The sequence below is a fragment of the Trinickia camelliae genome, from assembly GCF_053525655.1.
Window position 1 is genome coordinate 251,795 of record NZ_JBCHAA010000005.1, and the last position, 25,204, is coordinate 276,998.

At 63.9% G+C, this 25,204-nt stretch carries 23 protein-coding genes and 1 pseudogene; 16 read left to right on the forward strand and 8 right to left on the reverse strand.

Annotated elements, in window-relative coordinates; genetic code table 11:
• Positions 1-75: 75 nt before the first annotated feature.
• Positions 76-495 carry an RDD family protein gene (locus AAHK20_RS11400; RefSeq protein ID WP_449181552.1) on the forward strand — a complete coding sequence of 140 codons (420 nt, stop codon included), beginning with the start codon at positions 76-78 and terminating at the stop codon, positions 493-495.
• Between the two features lie 130 nt (positions 496-625).
• Here the strand turns inward: AAHK20_RS11400 and AAHK20_RS11405 are convergent, their stop codons facing one another.
• From AAHK20_RS11405 to AAHK20_RS11420, 4 genes are all read right to left on the reverse strand, one after another.
• Positions 626-2,185, reverse strand: coding sequence for a DHA2 family efflux MFS transporter permease subunit (locus AAHK20_RS11405; RefSeq protein ID WP_449181553.1), 1,560 nt, complete (start codon positions 2,183-2,185; stop codon positions 626-628).
• 40 nt (positions 2,186-2,225) lie between these two features.
• Positions 2,226-3,458: an HlyD family secretion protein gene (locus AAHK20_RS11410; protein WP_449181554.1), complete on the reverse strand. Its 1,233-nt coding sequence runs from the start codon at positions 3,456-3,458 to the stop codon at positions 2,226-2,228.
• Positions 3,459-3,515: 57 nt separating this feature from the next.
• A complete protein-coding gene (locus tag AAHK20_RS11415; protein ID WP_449181555.1) occupies positions 3,516-5,009 on the reverse strand; it encodes an efflux transporter outer membrane subunit in 1,494 nt (497 codons plus the stop codon).
• Positions 5,010-5,109: 100 nt separating this feature from the next.
• Positions 5,110-5,586 (reverse strand): MarR family winged helix-turn-helix transcriptional regulator, encoded by a 477-nt coding sequence (locus AAHK20_RS11420; RefSeq protein ID WP_449181556.1) that lies wholly within the window; start codon positions 5,584-5,586, stop codon positions 5,110-5,112.
• Positions 5,587-5,958: 372 nt separating this feature from the next.
• Here AAHK20_RS11420 and typA point away from each other — a divergent pair, with 372 nt between their 5' ends.
• The 6 genes from typA to AAHK20_RS11450 all read left to right on the forward strand — a co-directional run bounded on the left by typA (position 5,959) and on the right by AAHK20_RS11450 (position 15,741).
• Entirely contained in the window at positions 5,959-7,785 is a 1,827-nt protein-coding gene (gene typA / locus AAHK20_RS11425; protein WP_449181557.1) for a translational GTPase TypA, read from the forward strand.
• Positions 7,786-8,040: 255 nt separating this feature from the next.
• The gene (locus tag AAHK20_RS11430; protein ID WP_449181558.1) at positions 8,041-10,902 is read left to right on the forward strand and encodes a 2-oxoglutarate dehydrogenase E1 component; all 2,862 of its coding nucleotides are present in this window, start codon (positions 8,041-8,043) and stop codon (positions 10,900-10,902) included.
• Between the two features lie 140 nt (positions 10,903-11,042).
• Entirely contained in the window at positions 11,043-12,335 is a 1,293-nt protein-coding gene (gene odhB / locus AAHK20_RS11435; protein ID WP_449181559.1) for a 2-oxoglutarate dehydrogenase complex dihydrolipoyllysine-residue succinyltransferase, read from the forward strand.
• A 120-nt stretch (positions 12,336-12,455) separates the two neighbouring features.
• Positions 12,456-13,886, forward strand: a complete 1,431-nt coding sequence (gene lpdA / locus AAHK20_RS11440) for a dihydrolipoyl dehydrogenase (RefSeq protein WP_449181560.1) — start codon at positions 12,456-12,458, stop codon at positions 13,884-13,886.
• A gap of 152 nt (positions 13,887-14,038) precedes the next feature.
• Positions 14,039-15,136 carry a cell division protein ZapE gene (zapE, locus tag AAHK20_RS11445; RefSeq protein WP_449181650.1) on the forward strand — a complete coding sequence of 366 codons (1,098 nt, stop codon included), beginning with the start codon at positions 14,039-14,041 and terminating at the stop codon, positions 15,134-15,136.
• A 140-nt stretch (positions 15,137-15,276) separates the two neighbouring features.
• Positions 15,277-15,741: a transposase gene (locus AAHK20_RS11450; RefSeq protein WP_449181561.1), complete on the forward strand. Its 465-nt coding sequence runs from the start codon at positions 15,277-15,279 to the stop codon at positions 15,739-15,741.
• 147 nt (positions 15,742-15,888) lie between these two features.
• On the opposite strand, the gene AAHK20_RS11455 is transcribed toward AAHK20_RS11450, so the two are convergent.
• Positions 15,889-16,377: a DUF2147 domain-containing protein gene (locus tag AAHK20_RS11455; protein ID WP_449181562.1), complete on the reverse strand. Its 489-nt coding sequence runs from the start codon at positions 16,375-16,377 to the stop codon at positions 15,889-15,891.
• Positions 16,378-16,711: 334 nt separating this feature from the next.
• On the opposite strand from AAHK20_RS11455, the pseudogene AAHK20_RS11460 reads away from it, so the two are divergent.
• Both AAHK20_RS11460 and AAHK20_RS11465 read left to right on the forward strand, forming a co-directional pair.
• Positions 16,712-16,918 (forward strand): annotated as a pseudogene (locus tag AAHK20_RS11460) (helix-turn-helix domain-containing protein); the annotation flags it as partial.
• 53 nt (positions 16,919-16,971) lie between these two features.
• Positions 16,972-17,730 (forward strand): DUF2968 domain-containing protein, encoded by a 759-nt coding sequence (locus AAHK20_RS11465; RefSeq protein WP_449181563.1) that lies wholly within the window; start codon positions 16,972-16,974, stop codon positions 17,728-17,730.
• 116 nt (positions 17,731-17,846) lie between these two features.
• On the opposite strand, the gene AAHK20_RS11470 is transcribed toward AAHK20_RS11465, so the two are convergent.
• Entirely contained in the window at positions 17,847-19,037 is a 1,191-nt protein-coding gene (locus AAHK20_RS11470) for a low temperature requirement protein A (RefSeq protein WP_449181564.1), read from the reverse strand.
• A gap of 26 nt (positions 19,038-19,063) precedes the next feature.
• Complete coding sequence (locus tag AAHK20_RS11475; protein ID WP_449181565.1) at positions 19,064-19,222, reverse strand: hypothetical protein; 159 nt, start codon at positions 19,220-19,222, stop codon at positions 19,064-19,066.
• A 314-nt stretch (positions 19,223-19,536) separates the two neighbouring features.
• Here AAHK20_RS11475 and AAHK20_RS11480 point away from each other — a divergent pair, with 314 nt between their 5' ends.
• Positions 19,537-19,764 carry a hypothetical protein gene (locus AAHK20_RS11480; protein ID WP_449181566.1) on the forward strand — a complete coding sequence of 76 codons (228 nt, stop codon included), beginning with the start codon at positions 19,537-19,539 and terminating at the stop codon, positions 19,762-19,764.
• On the opposite strand, the gene hfq is transcribed toward AAHK20_RS11480, so the two are convergent.
• Positions 19,765-20,241 (reverse strand): RNA chaperone Hfq, encoded by a 477-nt coding sequence (hfq, locus tag AAHK20_RS11485; protein ID WP_449181567.1) that lies wholly within the window; start codon positions 20,239-20,241, stop codon positions 19,765-19,767. It abuts the gene before it with no gap.
• Between the two features lie 361 nt (positions 20,242-20,602).
• Here hfq and AAHK20_RS11490 point away from each other — a divergent pair, with 361 nt between their 5' ends.
• From AAHK20_RS11490 to AAHK20_RS11515, 6 genes are all read left to right on the forward strand, one after another.
• Complete coding sequence (locus AAHK20_RS11490) at positions 20,603-20,743, forward strand: hypothetical protein (protein WP_449181568.1); 141 nt, start codon at positions 20,603-20,605, stop codon at positions 20,741-20,743.
• Positions 20,744-20,770: 27 nt separating this feature from the next.
• Positions 20,771-21,292 (forward strand): sigma-70 family RNA polymerase sigma factor, encoded by a 522-nt coding sequence (locus tag AAHK20_RS11495; protein ID WP_449181569.1) that lies wholly within the window; start codon positions 20,771-20,773, stop codon positions 21,290-21,292.
• Positions 21,289-22,104, forward strand: a complete 816-nt coding sequence (locus tag AAHK20_RS11500) for an anti-sigma factor family protein (RefSeq protein ID WP_449181570.1) — start codon at positions 21,289-21,291, stop codon at positions 22,102-22,104. The genes AAHK20_RS11495 and AAHK20_RS11500 overlap by 4 nt, the downstream gene beginning before the upstream one ends.
• Before the next feature lie 136 nt (positions 22,105-22,240).
• The gene (locus AAHK20_RS11505; protein ID WP_449181571.1) at positions 22,241-22,759 is read left to right on the forward strand and encodes a hypothetical protein; all 519 of its coding nucleotides are present in this window, start codon (positions 22,241-22,243) and stop codon (positions 22,757-22,759) included.
• Between the two features lie 70 nt (positions 22,760-22,829).
• The gene (locus tag AAHK20_RS11510; protein WP_449181572.1) at positions 22,830-24,413 is read left to right on the forward strand and encodes an FAD-binding oxidoreductase; all 1,584 of its coding nucleotides are present in this window, start codon (positions 22,830-22,832) and stop codon (positions 24,411-24,413) included.
• A gap of 80 nt (positions 24,414-24,493) precedes the next feature.
• The gene (locus AAHK20_RS11515; protein WP_449181573.1) at positions 24,494-25,099 is read left to right on the forward strand and encodes a DUF2239 family protein; all 606 of its coding nucleotides are present in this window, start codon (positions 24,494-24,496) and stop codon (positions 25,097-25,099) included.
• The last annotated feature ends 105 nt before the right edge of the window (positions 25,100-25,204 follow it).

A 25,204-nucleotide genomic window follows, 5' to 3' on the forward strand; every position in this document is an offset into this window, starting at 1 on the left:
AATGTTAGTAGTCCGATTTAGATTGCATTTTCGCTGTCGGGCCAGAGTTTGAAACATGTCTACAAAGGAAAATAAATGAGATACGCAGGTTTTTGGAAGAGATTTGCTGCCCGGCTAATAGATACGATTGTGTTGGTGTTAATCGGCGGCATTGTCGGCGTGGCAATTGCCTTTGTCATGATTGGCGGAGGGGTTGCAGATCAAGTCGGTATCCTAAAGGGACTGGCGGACCTTTGCGGAATTCTCTTCAGTTGGATATATTTCGCGGCAATGGAAAGCTCATCCAAACAGGGCACGTTAGGGAAATTGGCGCTTGGGATTAAGGTCACCGATTTGGAAGGCAGGCGAATCAGTTTCGGCAGAGCATCCGGGCGCTATTTTGCCATGATTATTTCCGCGCTTATTCTCCTGATTGGCTACTTCATGGCCGCCTTCACGAAGAAGAAGCAAGCGCTCCACGATATGATGGCAGGATGTCTGGTGGTCAATAAGTGATTCGTTCCTCCGGCTAACCTTGAGTCAAGTAATCAACGGTTCGACAAAGTCTGGCCGTTGATTACCGTAGTTCGGCATCGGCCGTAACGCTGGAACGAATCTTGTCAAATAAGGGGGCAAAGTCGCAACGTCAATGCGCCGCCGAAGCCGCCGCTCCCGCATCCGCCCCGCCAGCCCGCTCGGGCTTCGTGATCCAGATGAGCGCGATCAGCGCGATAAAGATCACCGACGACAAATAGAACAAGTCGTTCACGCCCAGTTGCGCCGCCTGCTGCGTCACCATGTTGTTGAAGAGCCCATAGCTCTGCGACTGATCGAGCCCGGCGGCACCCATCCCCGCCATCTGCTGCGTGAACACCGGGTTGTACGCGGTTGCCTGCTCGGTGAGCTGCGCGTGATGCAGGATCGTGCGATGGTCCCAGGCGGTCTGGAAGATCGACGTGCCGATGCCGCCGCACATGATCCGCACGAAGTTCGATAAGCCAGAAGCAGCCGGAATCCGGCTGCCGTGCAGGCCCGACAGCGTGATCGAGACGAGCGGAATGAAGAAGCCCGCCATCGCGATACCCTGAATCAGCGTGGGCAGCGTGAGCGCCCAGGTGTCGACGCCCGTCGTATAGCGCGAGCGCAACCAGAAGCACAGCGCGAAGGTGCAGAACGAGGCCGTCGAGATGTACCGCGGGTCGGTGCGGGGCAGGAACTTGCCCGTCACCGGCGAGAGCAAGATGGCGAACAAGCCGACCGGCGCCATCACGAGGCCGGCGTCAGTGGCCGTATAGCCGATATCGGTTTGCAGCCAGAGCGGCAGCAGCACGAGGTTGCCGAAGTAGAGCCCGTAGCCGATCGATAGCGCGACCGTCCCGCCCGTGAAGTTGCGCCGTGCGAAGAGCGAGAGATCGACCACCGGGTGATCGGCCGTCAGTTCCCAGACGACGAAGAATGCTAGACCGATGACCGCGGTCAGTGCGAGCACGACGATCGTCGTCGATGAAAACCAGTCGAGATCCTTGCCCTTGTCCAGCATGACCTGCAGCGAACCGACCCAGATAATGAGGAGCGCAAGGCCGACGCCGTCGATCGGCGCCTTTTTGACTACGGATTCACGCTTGCGGAAGATCGCCCAGGTCGCCGCCGCCGCGGCGATGCCGACCGGGATGTTGACGTAGAAGATCCACGGCCACGAGTAGTTGTCGGAGATCCAACCGCCGAGAATCGGCCCGGCGACCGGCGCGATCAGCGTCGTCATGGCCCACATCGAGAGCGCAATCGGCGCTTTCTCGCGTGGATAGGCGCCAAGCAGCAGCGCTTGCGAGAGCGGGATCATCGGCCCGGCGACCGCGCCCTGAATCACGCGCGAGAGCAAGAGGAGCGGCAGCGTCGGCGCGAGTCCGCACATCCACGACGACACCACGAACAGGATGATCGACGCGAGGAACAGGCGCACCTGGCCGATGCGGTCGGTGAGCCAGCCGGTGAGCGGCACCGAGATCGCGTTGGCGACCGCGAACGACGTGATGACCCAGGTGCCCTGGTCGGACGAGACGCCGAGGTCGCCGGAGATCGTCGGAATCGCGACGTTCGCAATCGACGTGTCGAGCACGTTCATGAACACCGCGAGCGACACGGCGATCGTGCCGATCACCAGCTGCATGCCTTGCAGCGGCGGGTGAGGGGCTTGAGCTTGAGCCATTTAGCTTGAGACCTTGGTTCGTTGCAGCATGATGGCCCGCTTAACCGTGCGACGCGCTCGTCGCCGCCGCATTGGCGGCCCCCGCCTTTTGCGACTGCAAGCCCGCGTTCGAGCCGGCGTTCTCCGCGATGATGCGCGCGATTTCGGCATCGGCCTGATCGCCGTACTTCGCGAACACGTCGGTCGAATAAACGGTGTTCGGCGCTTCGCCGAGCTGGCCGCCGTCCTGCTTGATGTTCACGTCGACATTCATCGAGAGACCGATACGCAGCGGGTGCTTCGCGAGCTCCTGCGGATCGAGCGAGACGCGCACCGGCAGGCGCTGCACGACCTTGATCCAGTTGCCGGTCGCATTTTGCGCCGGCAACAGCGAGAAGGCAGAGCCCGTGCCGGCCGAGAAGCCGATCACCGTGCCGTGGTACGTGACCGACGAGCCATACACGTCAGCGGTCATCTCCACCGGCTGGCCGATGCGCATGTGCTTCAACTGCACTTCCTTGAAGTTCGCGTCGACCCACACGGCGTTCAGCGGCACGATCGCCATCAGCGGCGTGCCCGGCGACACGCGCTGGCCGACCTGAACCGAGCGCTTCGCCACATAGCCCGTGACCGGCGCCGGCAGCGTGTTGCGAGCGTACGCGAGGTAGGCGTCGCGGACCCTCGCGGCCGCTGCCATCACGTTCGGGTGCGTCGCAATCGTGGTATTGGCGGTCAGCGCGCGGTTCGACGCGAGCTGCTGCTGGGCGGCGTCGAGCGAGGCCTGCGCGGCCCTCACGGCGTCGCGTGCGTGCGAGATTTCTTCTTGCGACACGGCGCCCGTCTGCGCGACCTGCATCCGGCGGCGCAGGTCGTCCTGGGCTTTGGAGAGGTCCGACTGGCGCAGCGCGACTTGCGCTTGATATTGGTTGTCGTCGACGAAAATGCCGCGCACCTGGCGCACCGTCTGCCCGAGATTCGCCTCGGCCTGTTGCAGCGAGATGCGCGCATCGGCGCCGTCGAGCACGACGAGGGGGGCACCTTCCTTGACGGTCTGTGTATCGTCGGCGTTGACGGCGATCACCGTGCCTGTCACTTGCGGCGTGATCTGCACGACGTTGCCGTTCACGTAGGCGTCGTCGGTGTCCTCGTGGAAGCGCGCGTCGAGGAAGTAGTAGAGGCCGTAGGCGACCGCGGCGATCAGGATCACGATGACGAGCAGCGTCATCATGCGCTTGCGCTTGCCGTTCGATTTCGGCTGCTGCACGCTGGTCGCGGCTTGTTGGGTTTCACTCATTCCAAAGCTCCGTATTCGCTCAATCTTGGTCGTTTAGTTGTTTGTCGTCCGCGGGGGTCAGCTGGGCGTGTGCGCGGCGGACGCTTCGGCGGGGGCTGTCAGGCCCGCGGCGTTCGCGTCGAACCCGCCGCCGAGCGCCGTGATCAGCGCGAACTGCATGTCGCGCCGCCTCATTTTCAGATTCGTCACCGTTTGCTCGGCGGTCAGGCGGTTGATGTCGGCGTTCAGCACCTGCAACTGCTCCGAGAGACCGGCCTTGTAGCGGATGACCGCCAGCTCGTAAGCCTTGGTCGACGCATCGAGTGCCCGCTGCGCGTCGCCCATCTGCTGGTCGATCGAGCGGATCGACGCCACTTGCGTCGCGACGTCGGACAGCGCGTTGATGAGCGTCTGGTTGTAGTTGGCGACGTCGAGGTCGAAGTCGGCATAGCGTCCCTTCAATTGCGAGCGCAGCGCGCCGGCGTCGAAGATCGGCAGGTGGACCGCCGGGCCGAACTGGATCTGACGGCTCGACGACGTCAGGAAGCGGCCCCAGCCGAATGCGTCGAAGCCGGCGGCGGCTGCGAGGTTCACGTCAGGGAAGAATTCGGCTTTTGCCTCCTTCACGTCGTGCATGGCCGCTTCCACTTGCCAGCGCGCGGCGACGATATCGGGCCGGCGCGAGACGAGATCGGCAGGCAGATTGTCCGGCAGCACGACGGTGCCGCCGGGCGCCAGTACCGGCTGCGCAATTTGCAGGCCACGATCGGGGCCCTTGCCCAGCAGGGCGGCAAGCTGATAGCGCGTGATCGCGATCTGGCCGTCGTAATCGGACAGCGTCGTCTGGCTGCTCGCGATATTGCCGATCGCCGTCTGCTTCTCGACATTGGTGTCGAGGCCGGCGGAGACACGCCCGTTCGTGATCGAACTCACGTCCTGGCGGTTCTTGATTTCGCGCTGGGCGATGTCGCGCAGCGCGTAGAGCTGAGCCAGTTGGTTATACGTCCGCGCCACCGACGACGCAAGCGTGATGCGCGCCTGCTGCATGTCGGCGTCGGCCGCTTTGGCCTGCGAGATCGCCGAGCCGAGCTTCTGCCGGTTCTTGCCCCACAAGTCGAGATCCCACGACGCGCTCGCGAGCACGTTGTTCTCGCTATACCAAGTGCCGCCGTAGGGCGGGGGGTAGAGCGCGTTGCCCGAAAACAGCTCCCGATTCCACGAATAGCTGCCGTCCACCTTCGGATACAGGTTCGAGCGCGAGCTTTCGATATACGACTGTGCCTTCGCGACGCGCGCCTGCGCCTGGGCGATCGTCGGATTGCCCTCGAGCGCCTCGGCGATCAGCTTCGGCAGCTGCGGGTCGCCGAACTGCTGGGACCAGTCGAGCGACGGCCACTGCCCGCCCTGGCCGGGCAGGCTTTGCGCGGACTCGAACTGGCTCGCCGGTGCGATTTGCTTGTCGCTCTTGATGCCGAAGTAGTTCGCGCAGCCGCTGAGGGCGAGCGCCGCGACCGCCGCGGCGAAAGCCCCCCGGGACGACAGCGCGCGGACCGACGGAGGAAGAGATTTCATCGCTCGACTCTTGGAATGGAGTGTGATCATGGACCCTGCAACTATTTTTTATGTGTTTCGAGGCGAATTGGCTTGACTGCTGCGTGTGTCAGTCTGGTGCTCAATTCGTTTGATCCCCGTTATTGACGAGGACACGCCGCAGCATGCTCTTCAGGAATCCGACCTCTTCGGGCGTGAAGCCCGCGAGCAGCTTGTCGAGCACGGTCGTGAAAATTTCCGGCATGCGGGCGGCGAGTTCGTAGCCTTCCGGCGTCAAGGCGAGCCGTACCACCCGGCGATCCTCGTTGCTGCGTACGCGCGTGAGCAGGCCGCGCTTTTCCAGCCGGTCGATCAGGCGCGTGACGGCGCTGGCGTCGATCCCGTAGTCGCGGGCCAGCTCCGCTGCCACGAGGCATCGGCCGCTCGCGACCATGAACAGGATGCTGGCCTGTGTGCTCGTGATGCCCAATTCCGCCATCGTGCGTTGCGTGACCATGTTCGACATGACCGATTTCACGCGTGCGATCAGGTAGCCGACGCTCTCGCCCATCTGATATTCGCTCAGTTCCTTGGGCAGCGCAGGGGTGGGTTCCGTCATGATTCTCGTGCGTTTGCAATAATTGACTAGGCAGGAGTATAGGTGCGGTTAGTTGACGCGACAAGCGTTATTACACCCCAGGCAAGAGTCTTTTGTATTAAGCGCCTACTGTCAGTATGGAGAATGCCGGCTCGGTTCTCGGTCCCGGCGCTTTGGGTTTGTGCGGTTGCGTCGATTCGGCGCGATGCGGGAAAGTGAAAGGTGTGCTAATTCGGCGTCACTCGCGCGTGCTATAATTTTTGGCTGTCCCAAAGTGCATCCCAAGCCGGCCGGTGTAGTAGGTGGCATCGCCCACGAGCGCACCTCGAGCCGCTTTCGGCGCACTCAACATGTTTCACATTTCGCGCAAATTCCTTGCGTTTCCAGGTTCCTATGACCCGCGCTCTTCGCAATATCGCCATCATTGCCCACGTCGACCACGGCAAGACCACGCTCGTCGACCAACTGCTTCGCCAGTCGGGCACGTTCCGAGAGAACCAACAGATCGCCGAGCGCGTGATGGACTCGAACGACATCGAAAAAGAGCGCGGCATCACGATTCTCGCGAAGAACTGCGCGGTCGAATACGAAGGCACGCACATCAATATCGTCGACACCCCGGGCCACGCCGACTTCGGCGGTGAAGTGGAGCGCGTGCTGTCGATGGTCGACTCGGTGCTGCTGCTCGTCGATGCCGTGGAAGGCCCGATGCCGCAAACGCGCTTCGTCACGAAGAAGGCGCTCGCGCTCGGCCTGAAGCCGATCGTCGTCGTCAACAAGATCGACCGCCCGGGCGCCCGCATCGACTGGGTGATCAACCAGACGTTCGACCTCTTCGACAAGCTCGGCGCAACCGAAGAGCAGCTCGACTTCCCGGTGGTGTACGCATCGGGCCTGAACGGCTATGCGTCGCTCGAGCCTAGCGCGCGCGAAGGCGACATGCGTCCGCTGTTCGAGGCGGTCCTCGAACACGTGCCGGTGCGTCCGTCCGATCCGGATGCGCCGCTGCAGCTGCAGATCACGTCGCTCGACTATTCGACCTACGTCGGCCGGATCGGCGTCGGCCGCATCGCGCGCGGGCGCATCAAGCCCGGCCAGCAAGTGGCGCTGCGCTTCGGCCCGGAAGGCGAAATTCTCAATCGCAAGATCAATCAGGTCCTGTCATTCAAGGGTCTGGAGCGCGTGCAAGTCGATGAGGCGCAAGCCGGCGATATCGTGCTCATCAACGGCATCGAGGAAGTCGGCATCGGCGCGACGATTTGCGCGGTCGATACGCCCGAGGCGCTGCCGATGATCACCGTCGACGAGCCGACGCTCACGATGAACTTCCTCGTGAACTCGTCGCCGCTCGCGGGCAAGGAAGGCAAGTTCGTCACGAGCCGCCAGATCCGCGACCGTCTGATGAAAGAGCTGAACCACAACGTCGCGCTGCGCGTGCGCGATACCGGCGACGAGACCGTGTTCGAAGTGTCGGGCCGCGGCGAGCTGCACCTGACGATCCTGGTCGAAAACATGCGCCGCGAGGGCTACGAGCTGGCCGTGTCGCGTCCGCGCGTGGTGCTGCACGAAGTGGACGGCGTGAAGCACGAGCCGTACGAGCTCTTGACGGTCGACGTGGAAGACGGCCACCAGGGCGGGGTGATGGAAGAGCTGGGCCGCCGCAAGGGCGAAATGCTCGACATGGCGTCCGACGGCCGCGGCCGCACGCGTCTCGAATACCGCATCCCGGCACGGGGCCTGATCGGCTTCCAGGGCGAGTTCATGACGCTCACGCGCGGCACGGGCCTGATGAGCCATGTGTTCGACGAGTACGCGCCGCTCAAGGAAGGCACGCTCGGCGAGCGCCGCAACGGCGTGTTGATCTCGCAGGACGACGGCGCCGCCGTGGCCTACGCGCTGTGGAAGCTGCAGGATCGCGGCCGCATGTTCGTGAAGCCGGGCGACGCGCTCTATGAAGGCATGATCATCGGCATCCACAGCCGCGACAACGACCTCGTCGTGAACCCGATCAAGGGCAAGCAGCTGACGAACGTGCGTGCGTCGGGCACCGACGAAGCCGTGCGCCTCGTGCCGCCGATCCAGATGTCGCTCGAGTACGCGGTCGAGTTCATCGACGACGACGAACTCGTCGAAGTGACGCCGCAGTCGATTCGTCTGCGCAAGCGTCACCTGAAGGAGCACGAGCGCCGCCGCGCAAGCCGTGAAGCCGCAGTCGATTAAGCACTTCACGACTAAGCGCCGCTAGAAGTGGGCGTGTATAGCACTAGCAAAAAGCCGCTGCAAAGCGGCTTTTTGTCATCTTGCATAGCGTTTGCGGAATCCTGTATATGCGTTCTGTGCTATGCTCCGCTTGCTAGTTTTAGGTCCTTCCAAGCAAGACTTGATTCGCGCAATCCGCTAAACGGTCAGGCCGTGTCGCGGAAGGTTGAGTAACCCGCTATTTCTCGAGAAACTCGAAGAAAGGTGAGCGTAAACATGATGAAGCAATTTCAGCTGAACTCGTATCTGTTCGGCGGCAACGCTCCGTACGTCGAAGAACTGTACGAGCAATATCTCGACAATCCGGCTTCAGTGCCCGAGAACTGGCGCGAGTATTTCGACGCGCTGCAGAACGCGCCCGCGTCGGATGGCACGTCCGCCAACGATGTGGCCCACGGCCCGATCGTCGAATCGTTCGCCCAGCGCGCCAAAGCCAATGCGTTCATTCCGCGTGAAGCGGAAGCCGGTGAGAACCTCGCCACGGCACGCAAGCAGGTCCACGTCCAGACCCTCATCAGCGCCTATCGTTTTCTCGGCTCGCAATGGGCCAATCTCGATCCGCTGAAGCGCCGCGAGCGTCCCGCGATCCCCGAGCTCGAACCTGCGTTCTACGACTTCACCGAAGCCGACATGGACCAGACGTTCAGCGCGAGCAACCTGTACTTCGGTTTCGAGCAAGCGACGCTGCGCGACATCGTCAAGGCGCTGCGCGACACGTATTGCGGCACGATCGGCGCCGAGTACATGTACATCAGCGATCCGGAACAGAAGCGCTGGTGGCAGGAGCGGCTCGAATCGATCCGCGCCACGCCGAACTTCACGGCTGACAAGAAGAAGCACATCCTGAACCGCTTGACGGCCGCCGAAGGCCTCGAGCGCTACCTGCACACCAAGTACGTCGGCCAAAAGCGCTTCTCGCTCGAAGGCGGCGAGAGCTTCATCGCGTCGATGGACGAAGTCGTCCGTCACTCGGGCTCGAAGGGCGTGCAGGAAATCGTCATCGGCATGGCCCACCGCGGCCGTCTGAACGTGCTCGTCAACACGCTCGGCAAGATGCCGGCTGACCTCTTCGCCGAATTCGAAGGCAAGCACGTCGACGATCTGCCGGCCGGCGACGTGAAGTACCACAAGGGCTTCTCGTCGGACGTCTCGACCGAAGGCGGCCCGGTGCACCTGTCGCTTGCGTTCAACCCGTCGCACCTTGAAATCGTCAACCCGGTGGTCGAAGGTTCGGCCAAGGCGCGGATGGACCGCCGCGGCGACGAAGACGGCCTGCAAGTGCTGCCGGTGCAGATCCACGGCGACGCGGCCTTCGCGGGCCAGGGCGTCGTGATGGAAACGCTGAACCTCGCGCAGACGCGCGGCTACGGCACGCACGGCACGCTGCACATCGTCATCAACAACCAGATCGGCTTCACGACGTCGGATCCGCGCGATGCGCGCTCGACGCTGTACTGTTCGGACGTCGTCAAGATGATCGAAGCGCCGGTGCTGCACGTGAACGGCGACGATCCGGAAGCGGTCGTGCTGGCGACGCAGATCGCGATCGATTACCGGATGCAGTTCCACAAGGATGTCGTGATCGACATCATCTGCTTCCGCAAGCTCGGCCACAACGAGCAGGACACGCCGGCGGTCACGCAGCCGCTGATGTACAAGACCATCGCGAAGCACCCGGGCACGCGCGCGCTGTACGCCGAGAAGCTCGTGCAGCAGGGCGTGATCGGCGCGGAAGATCCGGACGCCTACGTCAAGGCGTTCCGTACCGCGATGGACGAAGGCCACCACACGATCGATCCGGTGCTTTCGAACTACAAGAGCAAGTACGCGGTGGACTGGGTGCCGTTCCTGAACCGCAAGTGGACCGACGCCGCCGATACGGCCGTTCCGCTCGCGGAACTGAAGCGCCTCGGCGAGCGCATCACGACGGTTCCCGATAACTTCAAGGTGCACCCGCTCGTCGAGCGCGTGATCAACGACCGCCGCACGATGGCGCGTGGCGACGCCCCGCTCGACTGGGGCATGGGCGAGCACTTGGCGTTCGCGTCGCTCGTCGCTTCGGGCTACCCGGTGCGCCTGACCGGCCAGGACTCGGGCCGCGGCACGTTCACGCACCGTCACGCGGTGCTGCACGACCAGAACCGTGAGCGTTGGAACGACGGCACGTACATTCCGCTGCAGAACATCGCGGAAGGCCAGGCCAAGTTCACGGTGATCGACTCGGTGCTGTCCGAAGAAGCGGTGCTCGGCTTCGAGTACGGCTATTCGACGGCTGAGCCGAACACGTTCGTCGCTTGGGAAGCGCAGTTCGGCGACTTCGTGAACGGCGCGCAGGTCGTGATCGATCAGTTCATCTCGTCGGGCGAAGTGAAATGGGGCCGTCAGTCGGGTCTCACGATGCTGCTGCCGCACGGCTACGAAGGCCAGGGTCCGGAGCACTCGTCGACGCGTATCGAGCGTTTCCTGCAGCTTTGCGCGGACCACAACATGCAAGTGGTTCAGCCGACCACTCCGGCACAGATCTTCCACCTGCTGCGCCGCCAGATGATCCGCTTGTTCCGCAAGCCGCTGATCGTCGCGACGCCGAAGTCGCTGCTGCGTCACAAGGAAGCCGTGTCGGATCTGTCCGAACTCGCAAAGGGTTCGTTCCAGCCGATCATCGGTGAAGTCGATGCCTCGATCGAAGCGAAGAAGGTCAAGCGCGTGCTCGCCTGCTCGGGCCGCGTGTACTACGACCTCGTCGCGCATCGCCGCGAATCGAAGTCGAACGACGTCGCGATCATCCGTATCGAGCAGCTGTACCCGTTCGCGCACAAGCAGTTCGAAACGGAAATGAAGAAGTACGAGCACGCAACCGAAGTGGTCTGGGTGCAGGACGAGCCGCAAAACCAAGGCCCGTGGTTCTACGTCGAACACCATCTGAAGGAAGGCATGAAGGAAGGACAGAAGCTCGCGTACAGCGGCCGTCCGGCTTCGGCTTCGCCGGCAGTCGGTTACTACGCGAAGCACTATGAGCAGCAAAAGGCATTGGTCGAAGGCGCGTTTGGCCGCTTGAAGAGCGCATCGATCGCTAAATAAACGAAACGCAGCGAACCGGGAAAGCGCTTGGGCGCTTTCCCGTTCAAGCACGAGGTCGTTTGTGCCGTAATCGAGAATCGGCGTCCTAACGAACCCGGGCCAAGTTCGCGCTCACCCAGATACGAGTTCAGGAAAATCACATGGCTATCGTAGAAGTCAAGGTTCCCCAGCTGTCCGAGTCGGTCTCGGAAGCCACCATGCTCCAGTGGAAGAAGCAGCCGGGCGAAGCTGTCGCGCAAGACGAAATCCTCATCGAAATCGAGACCGACAAGGTCGTGCTCGAAGTGCCGGCCCCGTCGGCAGGCGTGCTCGCGCAAGTCATCAAGCACGATGGCGATATCGTCGTCGCTGACGAAATCATCGCGAAGATCGACACCGAAGCGAAGGCGGGTGCGACGACCGCCGCCGCCACCGCGGCTCCCGCAGCCGCTGCGGCAGCAGGCACGGCCGAAGTGCAGCCGGCGCCCGCCGCTGCGCCGGCAGCCTCCGCGACGGCTTCGAGCACCACCGCTTCGCCGGCCGCGAACAAGCTGATGGCCGAGAAGGGCCTCTCGGCCGAGCAAGTCCCGGGCACGGGCCGCGACGGCCGCATCACGAAGGGCGACGTGCTTGGCGCGGGTTCCGCCGCACCGGCGCCGGCTGCCAAGGCTCCGGCCGCTGCGCCTGCTAAGGCTGCGCGCCCCGCGCTGCAGGACGTGAAGGCCCCGGCATCCGCCGACACCTGGCTGCATAACCGTCCGGAACAGCGCGTGCCGATGTCGCGTCTGCGTGCGCGTATCGCCGAGCGTCTGCTCGAGTCGCAGCAGACCAACGCCATCCTCACGACGTTCAACGAAGTGAACATGGCGCCGGTCATGGACCTGCGCAACAAGTACAAGGACAAGTTCGAGAAGGAACATGGCGTGAAGCTCGGCTTCATGTCGTTCTTCGTCAAGGCGGCCGTGCATGCGCTGAAGAAATTCCCGCTCGTGAACGCGTCGATCGACGGCAACGACATCGTCTATCACGGCTACTTCGACATCGGTATCGCGGTCGGTTCGCCGCGCGGTCTCGTGGTGCCGATCCTGCGCAACGCGGATCAGATGAGCCTCGCCGACATCGAGAAGAAGATCGCCGAATTCGGCCAGAAGGCGAAGGACGGCAAGCTGTCGATCGAAGAAATGACGGGCGGCACGTTCTCGATCTCGAACGGCGGCGTGTTCGGCTCGATGCTCTCGACGCCGATCATCAACCCACCGCAATCGGCGATCCTCGGCGTGCACGCGACGAAGGAACGCGCGGTGGTCGAGAACGGCCAGATCGTGATCCGTCCGATGAACTACCTCGCGCTGTCGTACGACCACCGCATCATCGACGGCCGCGAAGCCGTGCTGTCGCTCGTCGCAATGAAGGACGCGCTCGAAGATCCGGCCCGTCTGCTGCTGGATCTGTGATCCCTGCGGTTGTCCCAGTCGTTCGCATCAGTCTTTCCGCATTGCATTTGATTTGAACCGCAGCGCCGCGCGAGGGTGGAACCACCCGCCGCGCGCTGCTGCGTCATCGAAAGGATAGTCATGTCCAAAGAATTTGACGTCGTCGTGATCGGCGCCGGCCCGGGCGGGTATATCGCCGCCATCCGCGCCGCGCAGCTCGGCAAGACGGTCGCATGTATCGAAAAATGGAAGAACCCGGCCGGCACGCTCAAGCTCGGCGGCACGTGCCTGAACGTGGGCTGTATTCCGTCGAAGGCGCTGCTCGCGTCGTCGGAGGAGTTCGAGAACGCGTCGCATCACCTCGCTGACCACGGCATCAACGTGTCGGACGTGAAGCTCGACATCGCGAAGATGATGGGCCGCAAGGACGCCATCGTCGAGAAGATGACGAAGGGTATCGAGTTCCTGTTCCGCAAGAACAAGATCACCTGGCTCAAGGGCCACGGCAAGTTCACCGGCAAGACCGACGCCGGCGTGACGATCGAAGTGAGCGGCGAGGGCGAGACCGAAGTCGTCACCGCCAAGAACGTGATCATCGCGACGGGTTCGAAGGCGCGTCACCTGCCGAACGCACCGGTCGACAACAAGATCGTGTCGGACAACGAAGGCGCGCTCGCGTTCGACTCCGTGCCGAAGAAGCTCGCCGTGATCGGCGCGGGCGTGATCGGCCTGGAGCTCGGCTCGGTGTGGCGCCGCCTCGGCTCCGACGTGACCGTGCTCGAAGCGCTGCCGGCATTCCTCGGCGCCGCTGACGAAGCGCTCGCGAAGGAAGCGGCGAAGCAATTCAAGAAGCAGGGTCTCGACATCCACCTCGGCGTGAATATCGGCGAAGTGAAGACGACTGCGGATAGCGTCACGATCGCCTACACCGACAAGGACGGCAACGCGCAGACGCTCGAAGCCGACCGCCTGATCGTGTCGATCGGCCGCGTGCCGAACACCGACAACCTCGGGCTGGAGGCGATCGGCCTGAAGGCGAACGAGCGCGGCTTCATCGACGTCGACGATCACTGCCGCACGGCAGTGCCGAACGTCTACGCGATCGGCGACGTGGTGCGCGGCCCGATGCTCGCGCACAAGGCCGAAGACGAAGGCGTGCTGGTCGCCGAAATCATCGACGGCCAGAAGCCGCACATCGACTACAACTGCATTCCGTGGGTGATCTACACCGAACCGGAAATCGCGTGGGTCGGCAAGACGGAGCAGCAGCTGAAGGCGGAAGGCCGCGAGATCAAGACGGGCCAGTTCCCGTTCATGGCGAACGGCCGTGCGCTCGGCATCGCGAAGTCGGACGGCTTCGTCAAGATGATCGCCGACGCCAAGACCGACGAGCTGCTCGGCGTGCACATCATCTCGGCGAACGCGTCGGATCTGATCGCGGAAGCCGTGGTGGCGATGGAGTTCAAGGCGGCGTCGGAAGACATCGGCCGCATCTGCCATCCGCACCCGTCGCTCTCCGAAGTGATGCGCGAAGCGGCGCTTGCCGTCGACAAACGCTCGCTCAATATGTAATCCGGTAAAGAGGTCGCGCCGGCTGAGTGAAGCGGGCGCAACTGCAGTACCACGAAGGCGGGCGGGAGCGATCCCACCGCCTTTTGTTTTTTGTCGGCCCGAGTTAGTGCTTCAGCACTTACTCGGGGCCCATGCAAAGCTACTGTCACACGATGAACGTCACCGAATACTACGAAAAGGAACTGCAGACGCGGGGATATCAATCCGATACGGCGCAGCGCGCGGCCGTCGACCGTCTGCAGCGGTGTTGCGAAGAGTGGGTCGCCTACAAGGCGCGCCGCCCGAACGCCTTCATGAAGCTGATCATGCATCCGGATCTGCCGCGCGGGATCTACATGTGGGGCGGCGTGGGGCGCGGCAAGAGCTTCCTGATGGATAGCTTCTACGCGGTTGTTCCTCTCACGCGCAAGACGCGGCTGCATTTTCACGAGTTCATGCGCGAAGTGCATCGCGAACTCGAAGAGCTGAAAGGGCAGGCCGATCCGCTCGACGAACTCGCGCGGCGCGTCGCGAAGCGCTACCGCTTGATCTGTTTCGACGAATTCCACGTGTCCGATATCGCGGACGCGATGATCCTGTATCGCCTGCTCGACAAGCTGTTCGAGAACGGCGTGCAGTTCCTGATGACGTCCAACTACGATCCGGACACGCTGTACCCCGACGGTCTGCATCGCGACCGGATGTTGCCGGCGATCGAACTGCTCAAGACGAAGCTCGACGTGATCAATGTCGATGCGGGCATCGACTATCGGCAGCGCACGCTCGCGCAGGTGTCCGTCTATCACACGCCGCTCGGCGCCGCCGCCGACAAGGCGCTGCGCGCTGCGTATTCGCAGCTCGCCGCGGTGCCCGACGAAAGCCCGATCCTGCGCATCGAAAAGCGCGAGCTGAAGGCGCTGCGCAAAGCCGATGGCGTCGTCTGGTTCGACTTCGCGACGCTGTGCGGCGGCCCGCGTTCGCAGAACGACTACCTGGAGCTGGCGTCGCGTTTTCATGCGGTGATTCTTTCGGACGTGCCGCAGATGTCGCCGCGGATGGCGTCCGAGGCGCGGCGCTTTACGTGGCTCGTCGACGTGTTCTACGACCACAAGGTGAAGCTCTTGATGTCGGCTGCGGTGCCCGTCGAGGACTTGTACGTCGAAGGGCCGATGGCCAATGAATTCAGCCGGACGGTGTCGCGCTTGGTCGAGATGCAATCGAAGGAGTATTTGGAAGCGCCGCGCCGGATCGTCGATACGTCGTTGACCTAAGAGAAAAGGACGGCGCGGACAGCGCCGTCGGACGCTGCGGCCCTATGCCGTCGGGCTATTTCAAGATTCGGATTAGTCCGATATTCGGTGCAGGGGTACCTCGATATTGTTGTGTCATGGATCTGTCAAAGGAGATGACCATGACACCGTATCGCGATATTACCGATGAAGAATGGCAACGCGTGGCACCGCTGCTGCCTGAACTGCGTCCGCGCGCCGAGCTGCGTGGCCGTCCCCTCGCCAATACCCGGGCTGTGTTGAACGGCGTGCTGTGGGTGATGTACAGCGGCGCAACGTGGTCCGCCATGCCGCGCCGCTACCCGTCGTATCAGACTTGCCACCGCCGCTTCAAAGCGTGGCACCAGTCCGGCACGTTGAAGGAAGTGCTCCAGCAGTTGTACGGCGCAGCCAGTGAGGAACTGTGCAGCTTCATGGAACTGCGCATGCGCTCGCATGTGAGGCCGGGTGTGAAGCCGGCGTCCGCGGTTTCGGCCGGCGTGCCTTCGAATCCGGTTGCCCCGGGGGTCGCGCCAGCGCCTGCTGCCGCCCCAGCTACAACCGCTCCGCTGCAGGAGTTCGCCGTTTCTCTCAAGCACGCGGCGTAAGGTATGGCTGAGTCCAGCCATTTATCCGTGAAACAAAGCCGGCCGGACGATGGGTATCGTCGGCCGGCTTTCTTCTTCTTGTAGCTCGAACCTCGACGTATTTAGAGGCTCGGTTGCGCGTCGCTGACGGTTGGCTTCCTCAGACGCTCACTGCACCCGATTCCATGTCTGCGAGCGGCCCAGCAGCGAAATCCCGATGTAGCCGCGCACGACGAGCTTCTGCCCGTTGTCTTCAACGTGCATCTTGCACTTGTACACCTTGCCGTTCTCCGGATCGAGGATGCTGCCGCCGTCCCAGCCGCCGTCCGCTTTCTTCATGTCGTTGATGATCGTCATGCCGAGGATCAGCTGATCCTTACGCGCGTCGGTGCATTCGGTGCAGCGGCGCTGCGGATTGTCGTTCGGGCTGAGACCTTTGATGACTTTGCCGCTCAGGTCGCCGTTCGTGTCCTCGGTGATTTGCACGAGCGCTTTGGGCTGGCCCGTATGGTCGTCGATCGTTTGCCAAGTGCCGACCGGGGTGTCGGTTCCTTGAGCCAGCGCGAAGCCGGCGCTAGCCAGCAGCACGCCGGCGAGCGTGGCCTGCTTGAGCGTCTTGAGCGCGAGCGTCTGGGCGCGTTGCGTGAAGTGCCGCATTGTCTTCCTCCTTGGATGAGTTGTCTTTCGATTGTTTTCGCGCCGAGTCGTTACCGAGTCGCCAGGACAGGGTACGGACAGCGTCTTCTTAGAGTGCAAGCAGAATACGCGCGAACCTGCGCTATCTGCGTGGGAGTGGAACCTCTAATCAGGCCATCGCGTATTCGGTGTCGGTTCAGCTGATATGAAAACGTTGCGTTGACGCGCGGGCTGCGCGACGGGCTTTCAACCGGCGCATCGGCGAGCGGCTTTGCCGCCGACTTTGCGCATCTGATTCGCTTGAGCGTTCGCGTAGCCGTGTTGCTGGTAGAGCTTCGTGATGTCGTCGGCGGCGCCGCTCGAGAGTGCCGCGGAATCACTCGTCGACCGCCACAAATGGCACATGGCCGAGCGCAACCGCGTGCTCGCCGCGCTCGATGCGAACGCTTGCTGGCGGCAGGATACCGCCCAATATCTCGGCATCAGCCGCAAGGTCTTGTGGGAAAAAATGCGCAAGTGCCAAATCTTCGACGAGGAACCCGAAACGCGTGAAAGTGAGTAATAATGAGACGCTTGATTTGACAATTAGAACTAACGGCGCAGGAATCAATCTACATGATCCATTTTTCGCACTTGCGGGGGACCGCGCTCGCCGCGCTGGTCATGATCGGGGGAATCCAAGGAGTTCATGCACAAGTCAATTCGAACAGTAACTTAGCGATGCCGCCGGCCTCCGGCGGCGCGGCCGATGCGGCCGCCATGTCGCAGCCGGGCATGAACGACCCGCTGCCGTCGGCAACCCCGGGAGCGACTGCCGCACCGGCCGCGACACCGCTCACGGCCGACGAAGCGAAGCAATCCGCCACGGGCAACGTTGCTGAACTGCAACAGATGATCCACGGCAACGACCTGAACGAACTGCGCACGACCTACAACGGCAGCTACGGCGCGAGCCTGCTGTTCTACGGCAAGGAAATGACGTATTACGTCGCGCTGTTCCAGCAGAAAACCTTCTGGCGTGTGATCAAGACGCAGGACGAAGGGCGCGCCGAAGCCATTTACGCCGACTTTGCGCGCAAAAGCGTGCAACTGGCCGATGTCGAGATTCGCCGCACCAAGCTCGAGGCGCAAAAGGCTTACACGGACCGCCTGATCGCGCTGTCGCAGGACCATGCGAACCGTCTGCAAGCCGACCTCAATATCGCGCGCGAGCAGCAGAAGGTCGTCGACGACCATCAGAAGGAAACGCGCGACGAAGCCGCTGCGCTGCAGGCGCAGAAGGCACAGGCGCAAGCGCAACTGCGTGAAGCGCAGCGCGCCGTGGCCGAGCTGCAACGCCAGAACGACGCCGGGTTGCCGCGTATTACGCGCTGATCGAGCGCTCATCGCTACCGAAACGCCACCCCGCTCGGCGCTTGCCGAGCGGGGTGGCGTCGCTTCATGGGCCGCTCATCGCGTGCCCGCGTGCCCATGCGGCGCTCATTCGGTGCTTACTCGGCCCGCAAGCCGCGCGCATGCGCCGACTGCCGGCGCGACACGCTCTCCCAGGCGGCAACGACGACCATCATCAGCGTGGTCAGCGTGCCCGTCATCAGCAAATCCGTATGGAACGCGAGCGGCCCGATGAGTGCGCACAGCGCGAGTCCGACCCAATGCGACAGCGGCAGCCAGCCGTGTATCGCGCGCTTGTAGAGGCCGCAGCCGATCACATAGAGCGCGGGGCCGCCGATCAAGAGGAGCGCCGTCGGCGTGGCGATGCGTGCGTCGGGGTGGAGGATGACGAGGTCGTCGGCGGCGGCCGAGCCGATGATCCCCGCAACCAGGATCACGTGGACGTAGTGAAAATACGCGCCCATCAGGCCCGGTTCGCGCGAACGGGCGATCGCATGGCTGCCGGCGCGGCTGCCCCAGTCGAAGTAGATCCACCACATCGCGACGCTGCCGGCGAAGCAGACCAGGAATGCGATGACCGTGGGAGCGTTCCATGACACGGTGTCGGAGAGCGTACCGCCCGTCACGACCACCGACTCGCCGAGCGCGAGCATCACGAACCCCTGGCAGCGTTCGGCGAGATGTCCGCCTTCGGCGCTGCGCCAGTCGCTCGCATACGAACGGCCGAGCAGCGGCAGCGCGAAGCCGAACATCGGCGACACGTACTCGCACAGCACCGCGATGCCCCAGCAAATCAGGCGCGTCGAGCCGTCCGCGAGGCCGCCCGCGATCCACCAGACCCCGGCAATGACGAGCCACACCGTGATGCGCCGATAGTTCGCCGTGAGCGCGTGGCCGCCGCCTAGAAAAACGAGCACGACGAGGCTGCGACCCACCTGGATCGTCACGTAGCTCACCGCGAACATCAGCCCGCGCGAACCGAACGCAAGCGGCAGGCTGGCCGCCATGATCATGCCGACGACCATCACCGAGAACAGCAGCAGACGCACCTGTGGGCGTTCCGGGTCGAACCAGTTCGTGACCCAGCACGTGTACTGCCAGCCGAGCCACACCGCGAACCAGAGGATCAGCGTCTGCAGCACGCCGGCCGCACTCAGATCGTGCATGAGCCGGTGCGAGAGCTGCGTGACCGCGAACGCGTAGATCAGGTCGAAAAACAGCTCGGCGTAGGTGACGCGGGCTTCCTCGCCGTCGCGTTTGCGCAAAAAGCGGTCGTGGGTTTCACGCATGGGTGGAATCGTGCGGCCGCGCGTCGTCAGCGGCGTTTTGGTTTGTCTTCGGGTGGCTCGGCAGGGTCGACGGCGATTGGATCGCTCGCCGGGAAGGTCTCGTCGAGCGCTTCGTCGAGACGGTCTTCGGCGGATTCGACGGGGTGCGGATCAGGCGGTTTCGGCGTGGGCTTTGCAGTGGACATGATGCGGCTCCTGTTCCAGTCAGACTACCCAACACTGAGCATAGCTCAGGCCGGCCAATTTGACGGATCGCGACGGATTGCGCCGCGCCAGGCCGTTTAAGTCTGGACAAAGGCGCGGATGAAGAAACGGAGTGCGCTTTTTGTAAATGTGCCACGGCTCGAGCGGCGCTTCGAACGCTGGACGACAAGCGGGTGCGAGAGGCGTTCGTTCAAAACGCGCACGCCTTGCGCGTCTTGAGTGCGGGACCCGCGCGCGGCACTGATCTTGCCCGACAAACGCGTAGCGGGACAACCGCTCAACACGCGAACACGATATGGGAAAGAAAGAAACGAACGCCGCCCGTAGAGTTCAAGCGCAACACGTGGTCGAAGCCGAACTGAACCATCTGGATTGGGCGACGCGGCAGCCGCCCAACCCGATGCTGAACGTCGACTATTGGCGCCGGCGGCTGCTTGCGGTGCAGCGTCAGTTCGAACTGACGCTCAAGCAATGCGAGCGGGTCGAGGCGATCTTGCGGCGCCTCGATGACCCTGAGCGCTGATCACTCGCCGGATTCGCTGCCGCCCGGCGCGGAGCCATACGGCCGGCGACGGCGCGTGACGACGACTGGGGCGGCGCCGGAAGCGGGTGCGTCCGGCGAACGCTCCACCGGCGCGCCGGAATCCGCCGGCGCGGCGCTGTGGGTATCGCGTGAGTCGCGTGAATCGCGTGAATCGCGCGATTCACGCGAGCCGTAGCTGTCGCGCGAGGTATGACGCTCGCCGTGGCCGCTGCCGCCGGTGCGCGGGCCGCGCGGACCGGGCCGCGTGCCGGTATCGAGCTGGATCGTCGAAATGGCGCGCTTGTAGATGCCTTGCAGGCCGACCGGCGTGCGCAGCATCACCAGATACTGATCGAACGACTCGATGCATCCCGTGAGACGAATCCCGTTCACAAGATAGATTTCCACGCGCTTTCTTTCTTTGCGCGCGGCGTTCATGAAGTCGTTTTGCGGATGCGATTCTGCGGGATTGGGCATTGCGAAGGCGCAGCGGGGGCTGCGAGAAAGTTAGTCGCGCGTGCGAGAGATGCATGCGCGTTCGCCGGGATTTTACCCCGGGTCGTGGTGCGCGTGTTCTGTCTGGCCGGCATGCACTATAACGCGCCCAAATAATGCCGGGTATATGGGCGGCGCGCGATGCACGGCGCCGCCCGCGCGGCGGGGCGACATCGGCCCGATTCAGACCTAATCTTGTGTAAGAAAAAAGCGCGCGCGTTTGCGGAATAAAGCGGTCTTGCGGCCCGTTAAATCGTTACATGAGCGCCATTCGGACGCCATTGGCCGCAAGCGGCGCGCGATGTCCCGCGCCGCGGTACGGCGCACTCACTTGGAGAGGCACATGAACGTGATTCGGAAGTTGTCCGCCATTCTCGTGGTTTTCGCGCTCGCGCTCGCCGCGAGCGGCTGCCAGACGCCGAACGGCAGCGATCAGAACTCCGCGGGCGGCGCGAGCAGCAGCGGCAGCGGCGGTGGCTATTGACGGCGGCGCCTGGCGTGCCGTCGCGGCGTGAGCTTTGAAGCGGACGTCATCGGGTGGCTCCCGCAGTTGCGGCGCTACGCGCGCGCACTGACGGGCGATCCTGCCTGGGCCGACGACTTGGTGCAAGACACGGCCGAGCGTGCGTTCGCCCGCGCGCACGCGTTTCGCCCCGACAGCAACCTGCGCGCGTGGCTGCTCACGATTCTGCGCCACCTCTATATCGACCAGTTGCGCGGACGGCGCGAAATCGCCGTCGACGATGAGCACGCGCCGTGGCGCACGCTCGAAGCGCCGCACGGCGAAGTCGATGCGCTCATGCTGCGCGACGTGCAGCGCGCGCTGTACATGTTGCCCGTCGAGCAGCGCGAGGTGCTGTTGCTGGTGGGCGTCGAGGAGCTTAGCTATCAGGAGACCTCGGCGGTGCTCAAAGTGCCGATCGGCACGGTGATGTCGCGCCTGTCGCGCGCACGCGAGCACTTGCGCGTGCTGTTGACCGACGGTCCGACGCATCATGCTGCCCCGTTGAAAGTAGTGAGAAACACGAGATGAGCGACGACTACGACCCCGCTGCGACTTCCGGCTTCACCGAAGCCGAACTGCGCACGTTCTCGGCATTCGTCGACGGCGAATTGCCCGAGCACGAGCAGCTCGACGTTGTCGCCCGGCTCGCCGCGGACGAACGCGCCGCGAAACTCGTCGCCGCTTATCGCGCGCAGCAGTCGGCGCTGCGCGCGCTGTGCGGGGCGCCGTCGGGTGCGCTCGAGGCGGCCACGGCAGGACCGCCGTATCTCGTGCTGCGCTTGCACCGGCCGTGGTGGCAGCGCGTCGCGCTCGCGGCCTCGTGGGTGGCGGTCGGGGCGGGTGTCGCGGTGCTGGCGGGAGCGCTTTCGCAGCGGCTCGCGGGGCAGCCGCAGCAGATGTCGTTCGCCGAACGCGCCGACATCGCGTACGCAGTCTACGCGCCGGAGAAGCGGCACCCGGTCGAAGTGGCGGCGGCCGAAGAGGAGCATTTGATCGCGTGGCTGTCTAAACGATTGAACCGGCCGCTTTCGGTGCCGTCGCTGCAGGAGTATGGCTATTCGCTCGTCGGCGGGCGTCTCTTGCCGGGCGACGCGGCGAGTCCGGCCGCGCAGTTCATGTATCAGGACGACGCGGGCGCGCGCCTGACGCTCTACGTCACCGCGATCCCGAAGGACGAGACGGCGTTCCGGCTCTTCCGCGACGGCAACCGGCGCACGTTCTACTGGATCAGCGACCACATGGGCTATGCGCTCTCCGGGCAGTTGTCGGAAGATAAGCTGCGCGCGATTGCGATCGACGTGTGCAGCGCGCTCGGGGGGCGGCCCGACGTGTGGCAATAGAAGACAACGCAGAAACGGGCAACGAGGTGAACAACCAGCGGGGAGACCGGTAAGGCGGGGGCAGGCAAGGGAGCGCCTCGCGCGCGGCCGGCTGTATCGGCCGCGCGGCGCGAGGCGCTCGAGGCAGGGTGACATCATGCGTACTACTATCGTTGGACTTGGAGCGGCGCTCGCCGCCGCCATGCTCTGCGCGCTTCCCGCTGCGGCGCAGAATGAAACAAGCGATGCATCGACGCCCGGCGGCACCTGCCGTCAGGTGACGGGGCAGGCCGAAATCGACGGCGTCATGCAGCCGATCTCCGGGCTTGCGTGCCTGCAAGCGGACGGCACGTGGCAACTCGTGCAGAACCTCGACGGCAGCTGGGTCATACCGGAAAGCGACTATGCGTACTACTACGGTCCGTCGTGGTATTGGGTGCCGGGGGTCGTGGTCGGCGTCGGCGCGTCGTTCGTGTTCGTCGATCGTTTCCACCATTTCCATCACTTCGATCACGATCACATGCACGTCGTGTTTCATGGCAACACCATGCCGATGCGCGGCGCGTTTCGCGGCAACCCGATGCAAGTGCGCGGCGGCTGGGGCGGCCCGCATGCGTGGGGTAGCCCGCACGGCTGGGGCGGCACGGGCGGTGGCGGAGGATTCCATCGCCACTGATTCTTGCTGTCGCGGCGCGGCAGGTGCCGCCGTCCGGTTCGACGAGCGATAAGAACGAAGGAAACACGAATTGACACGCACGCTGCCGCCCAATCTCTCCGAGGCCACGTTCGACAAGGCGCTGGCCGAACTGGCCGCGGTTGTCAGCCGGCCGAACATCATCGCGAGCGGCGACGATCTCGCGGCCTACGCCGATCCGTTCTTGCCAGGACCGGAGAATCCGCAGGCGTTTGCCGCGTCCGCGGCGGTGCTGCCTGCGTCCGTCGACGAGATCCGCGAGATCCTGCGCATCGCCCGCGCGTACCGTCTGCCGCTGTGGACGGTTTCGACGGGCCGCAACTTCGCCTACGGCGGCGCGGCGCCGCGTCTGGCCGGATCGGTCGTGCTCGATCTCAAGCGCATGAACCGCATTCTCGACGTCGACGAGACACTTGCGTTTGCGCTCGTCGAGCCCGGCGTCACCTATTTCGATCTCTACGCGTATCTGCGCGAGCACGGCCTGCGCCTGTGGGTCGATCCGCCGGCGGCGGGCTGGGGGAGCATCGTCGGCAACACGCTCGAGCGCGGTTTCGGCTACACGCCCTACGGCGATCACGCGGCGATGCAATGCGGCATGGAGGTCGTGCTCGCGAACGGCGACGTGCTGCGCACGGGCATGGGCGGCATCGATCCGGGCACATCGTGGCAGGTGTACCGGCCGGGGTTCGGGCCGTCGTACGACGCGATGTTCATGCAGTCGAATTTCGGCATCGTCACCAAGCTAGGCATCTGGCTCATGCCGCAACCGAGCGCGTATCTGCTCGGCGAGATTCAATGTCGCGACGAGGCCGATCTCGAAGCGATCGTCGAGACGCTGCGGCCGCTGCGGCTTGACGAGACGATCCGCCATCACGCGGTGATCGAAGGAGGAATCCGGCGCGCGGCCGGCGTGTCGTCGCGCTCGCAGTGGTACGACGGGACGGGCGCGATGCCGGAAAGCGCGGTGGCGGCGATGCTCGACAAGCTCGGCGTTGGCCGCTGGAATCTGCATTTCGCGCTTTACGGCGCGCCGGAATTGCTCGATGTGCGTTACGCGATGGTGCAGCGCGCGTTCGCGCGGATTCGCGGCGCGCGGATCACGGCGGCGAAGTATGCGGGCGACGCCGAGCCTGTCGGCGGCGCGGACCGCAATCTCGCGGGCATTCCCTCGATGAGCGCGTTTCGCATGCTCGACTGGCGTGGAGGCGCGGGTGCGCACGTCGACTTTTCGCCGATCTGCCCGTTCACGGGGCGTGACGCCATGCGCCAGTACACGCTCGCGAAGACGCGCATGGCCGAATACGGCTTCGATTACTACGGTGGCTTCACGGCGGGCGAGCGGCATTTGCATCACATTGCCGCCGTGATTTTCGATCGCAACGACGCGCGGCAGACCGACGCCGCCGGCGACGCCCTGCGCGCGTTGATGAGCGATGCGCGTGCGGCGGGCTACGGCGAATATCGCGCGCATCTCGCGTATATGGATTTCGCGGCCGCGCAATACAGCTTCAACGGCGGCGCGCTATTGCGGCTGTCGGAGACGATCAAGGATGCGCTCGATCCCGAAGGGATTTTGTCGCCGGGGAAGCAGGGGATCTGGCCGCGCGCGTGGCGGGGCAAGCGCGGTTATACGTGACTCATAAATGTACCCGGGTAATATTGCAACTTGATTTATACCCGGGTATTATTCGGTCAACCCAATGACCGGAGCCCGCCGTGGCAAGCCTTTCACAATTCCATTCCTACACCAGTTTCGACGGCTACCGCCGCGTGGCCAGCGGTTCGCTTTTGACGGTCGCGCTTGCCGTTCGCCGCTTGCTCGACGCCGGCGCGGCCGGCCCAGTGCTGATCTTCGACGACAGCACCGGCCGCTCGATCGATATCGATACGCGAGGAACGGACGCCGAGTTGGAGGCGCGCTTCGCGGCTCAAGCCGAGGCGGACGTCGAAGCGCAAACCGTCCCTGAGGACGCTCCGCCCGAAGAGCCGCGCGGGCGGGGACGCCCGAAGCTCGGTGTCGTCGCGCGCGAAGTGACGCTGCTGCCGAGGCATTGGGAGTGGCTTGCGGCGCAGCCGGGCGGGGCGTCCGTGGTGTTGCGCAAGCTCGTCGACGAAGCGCGGCGCACCAACGGCGACCGCGACCGGGTGCGCAAAGCTCAGGAGCGCGCGTACCACTTCATGTCGGCGATGGCAGGTGATTTTCCGGGCTTCGAGGAAGCGTCCCGCGCGTTGTTTGCGAACGACGAGCCGCGCTTTAGCGAACTCATCGCCGGGTGGCCGGTGGACGTGCGCGAGTACGCGGCACAGTTGGCCAAGCCTTAGGTCGCGTTGCGACTAGCAAGTCCGTTAGCGCGGCGATGTCCGCGCCGTGAATTCGCCGGGGCCGTAGCGCTGTCCTATGCTGACGGTAAAGGCAGACGCCAAGGA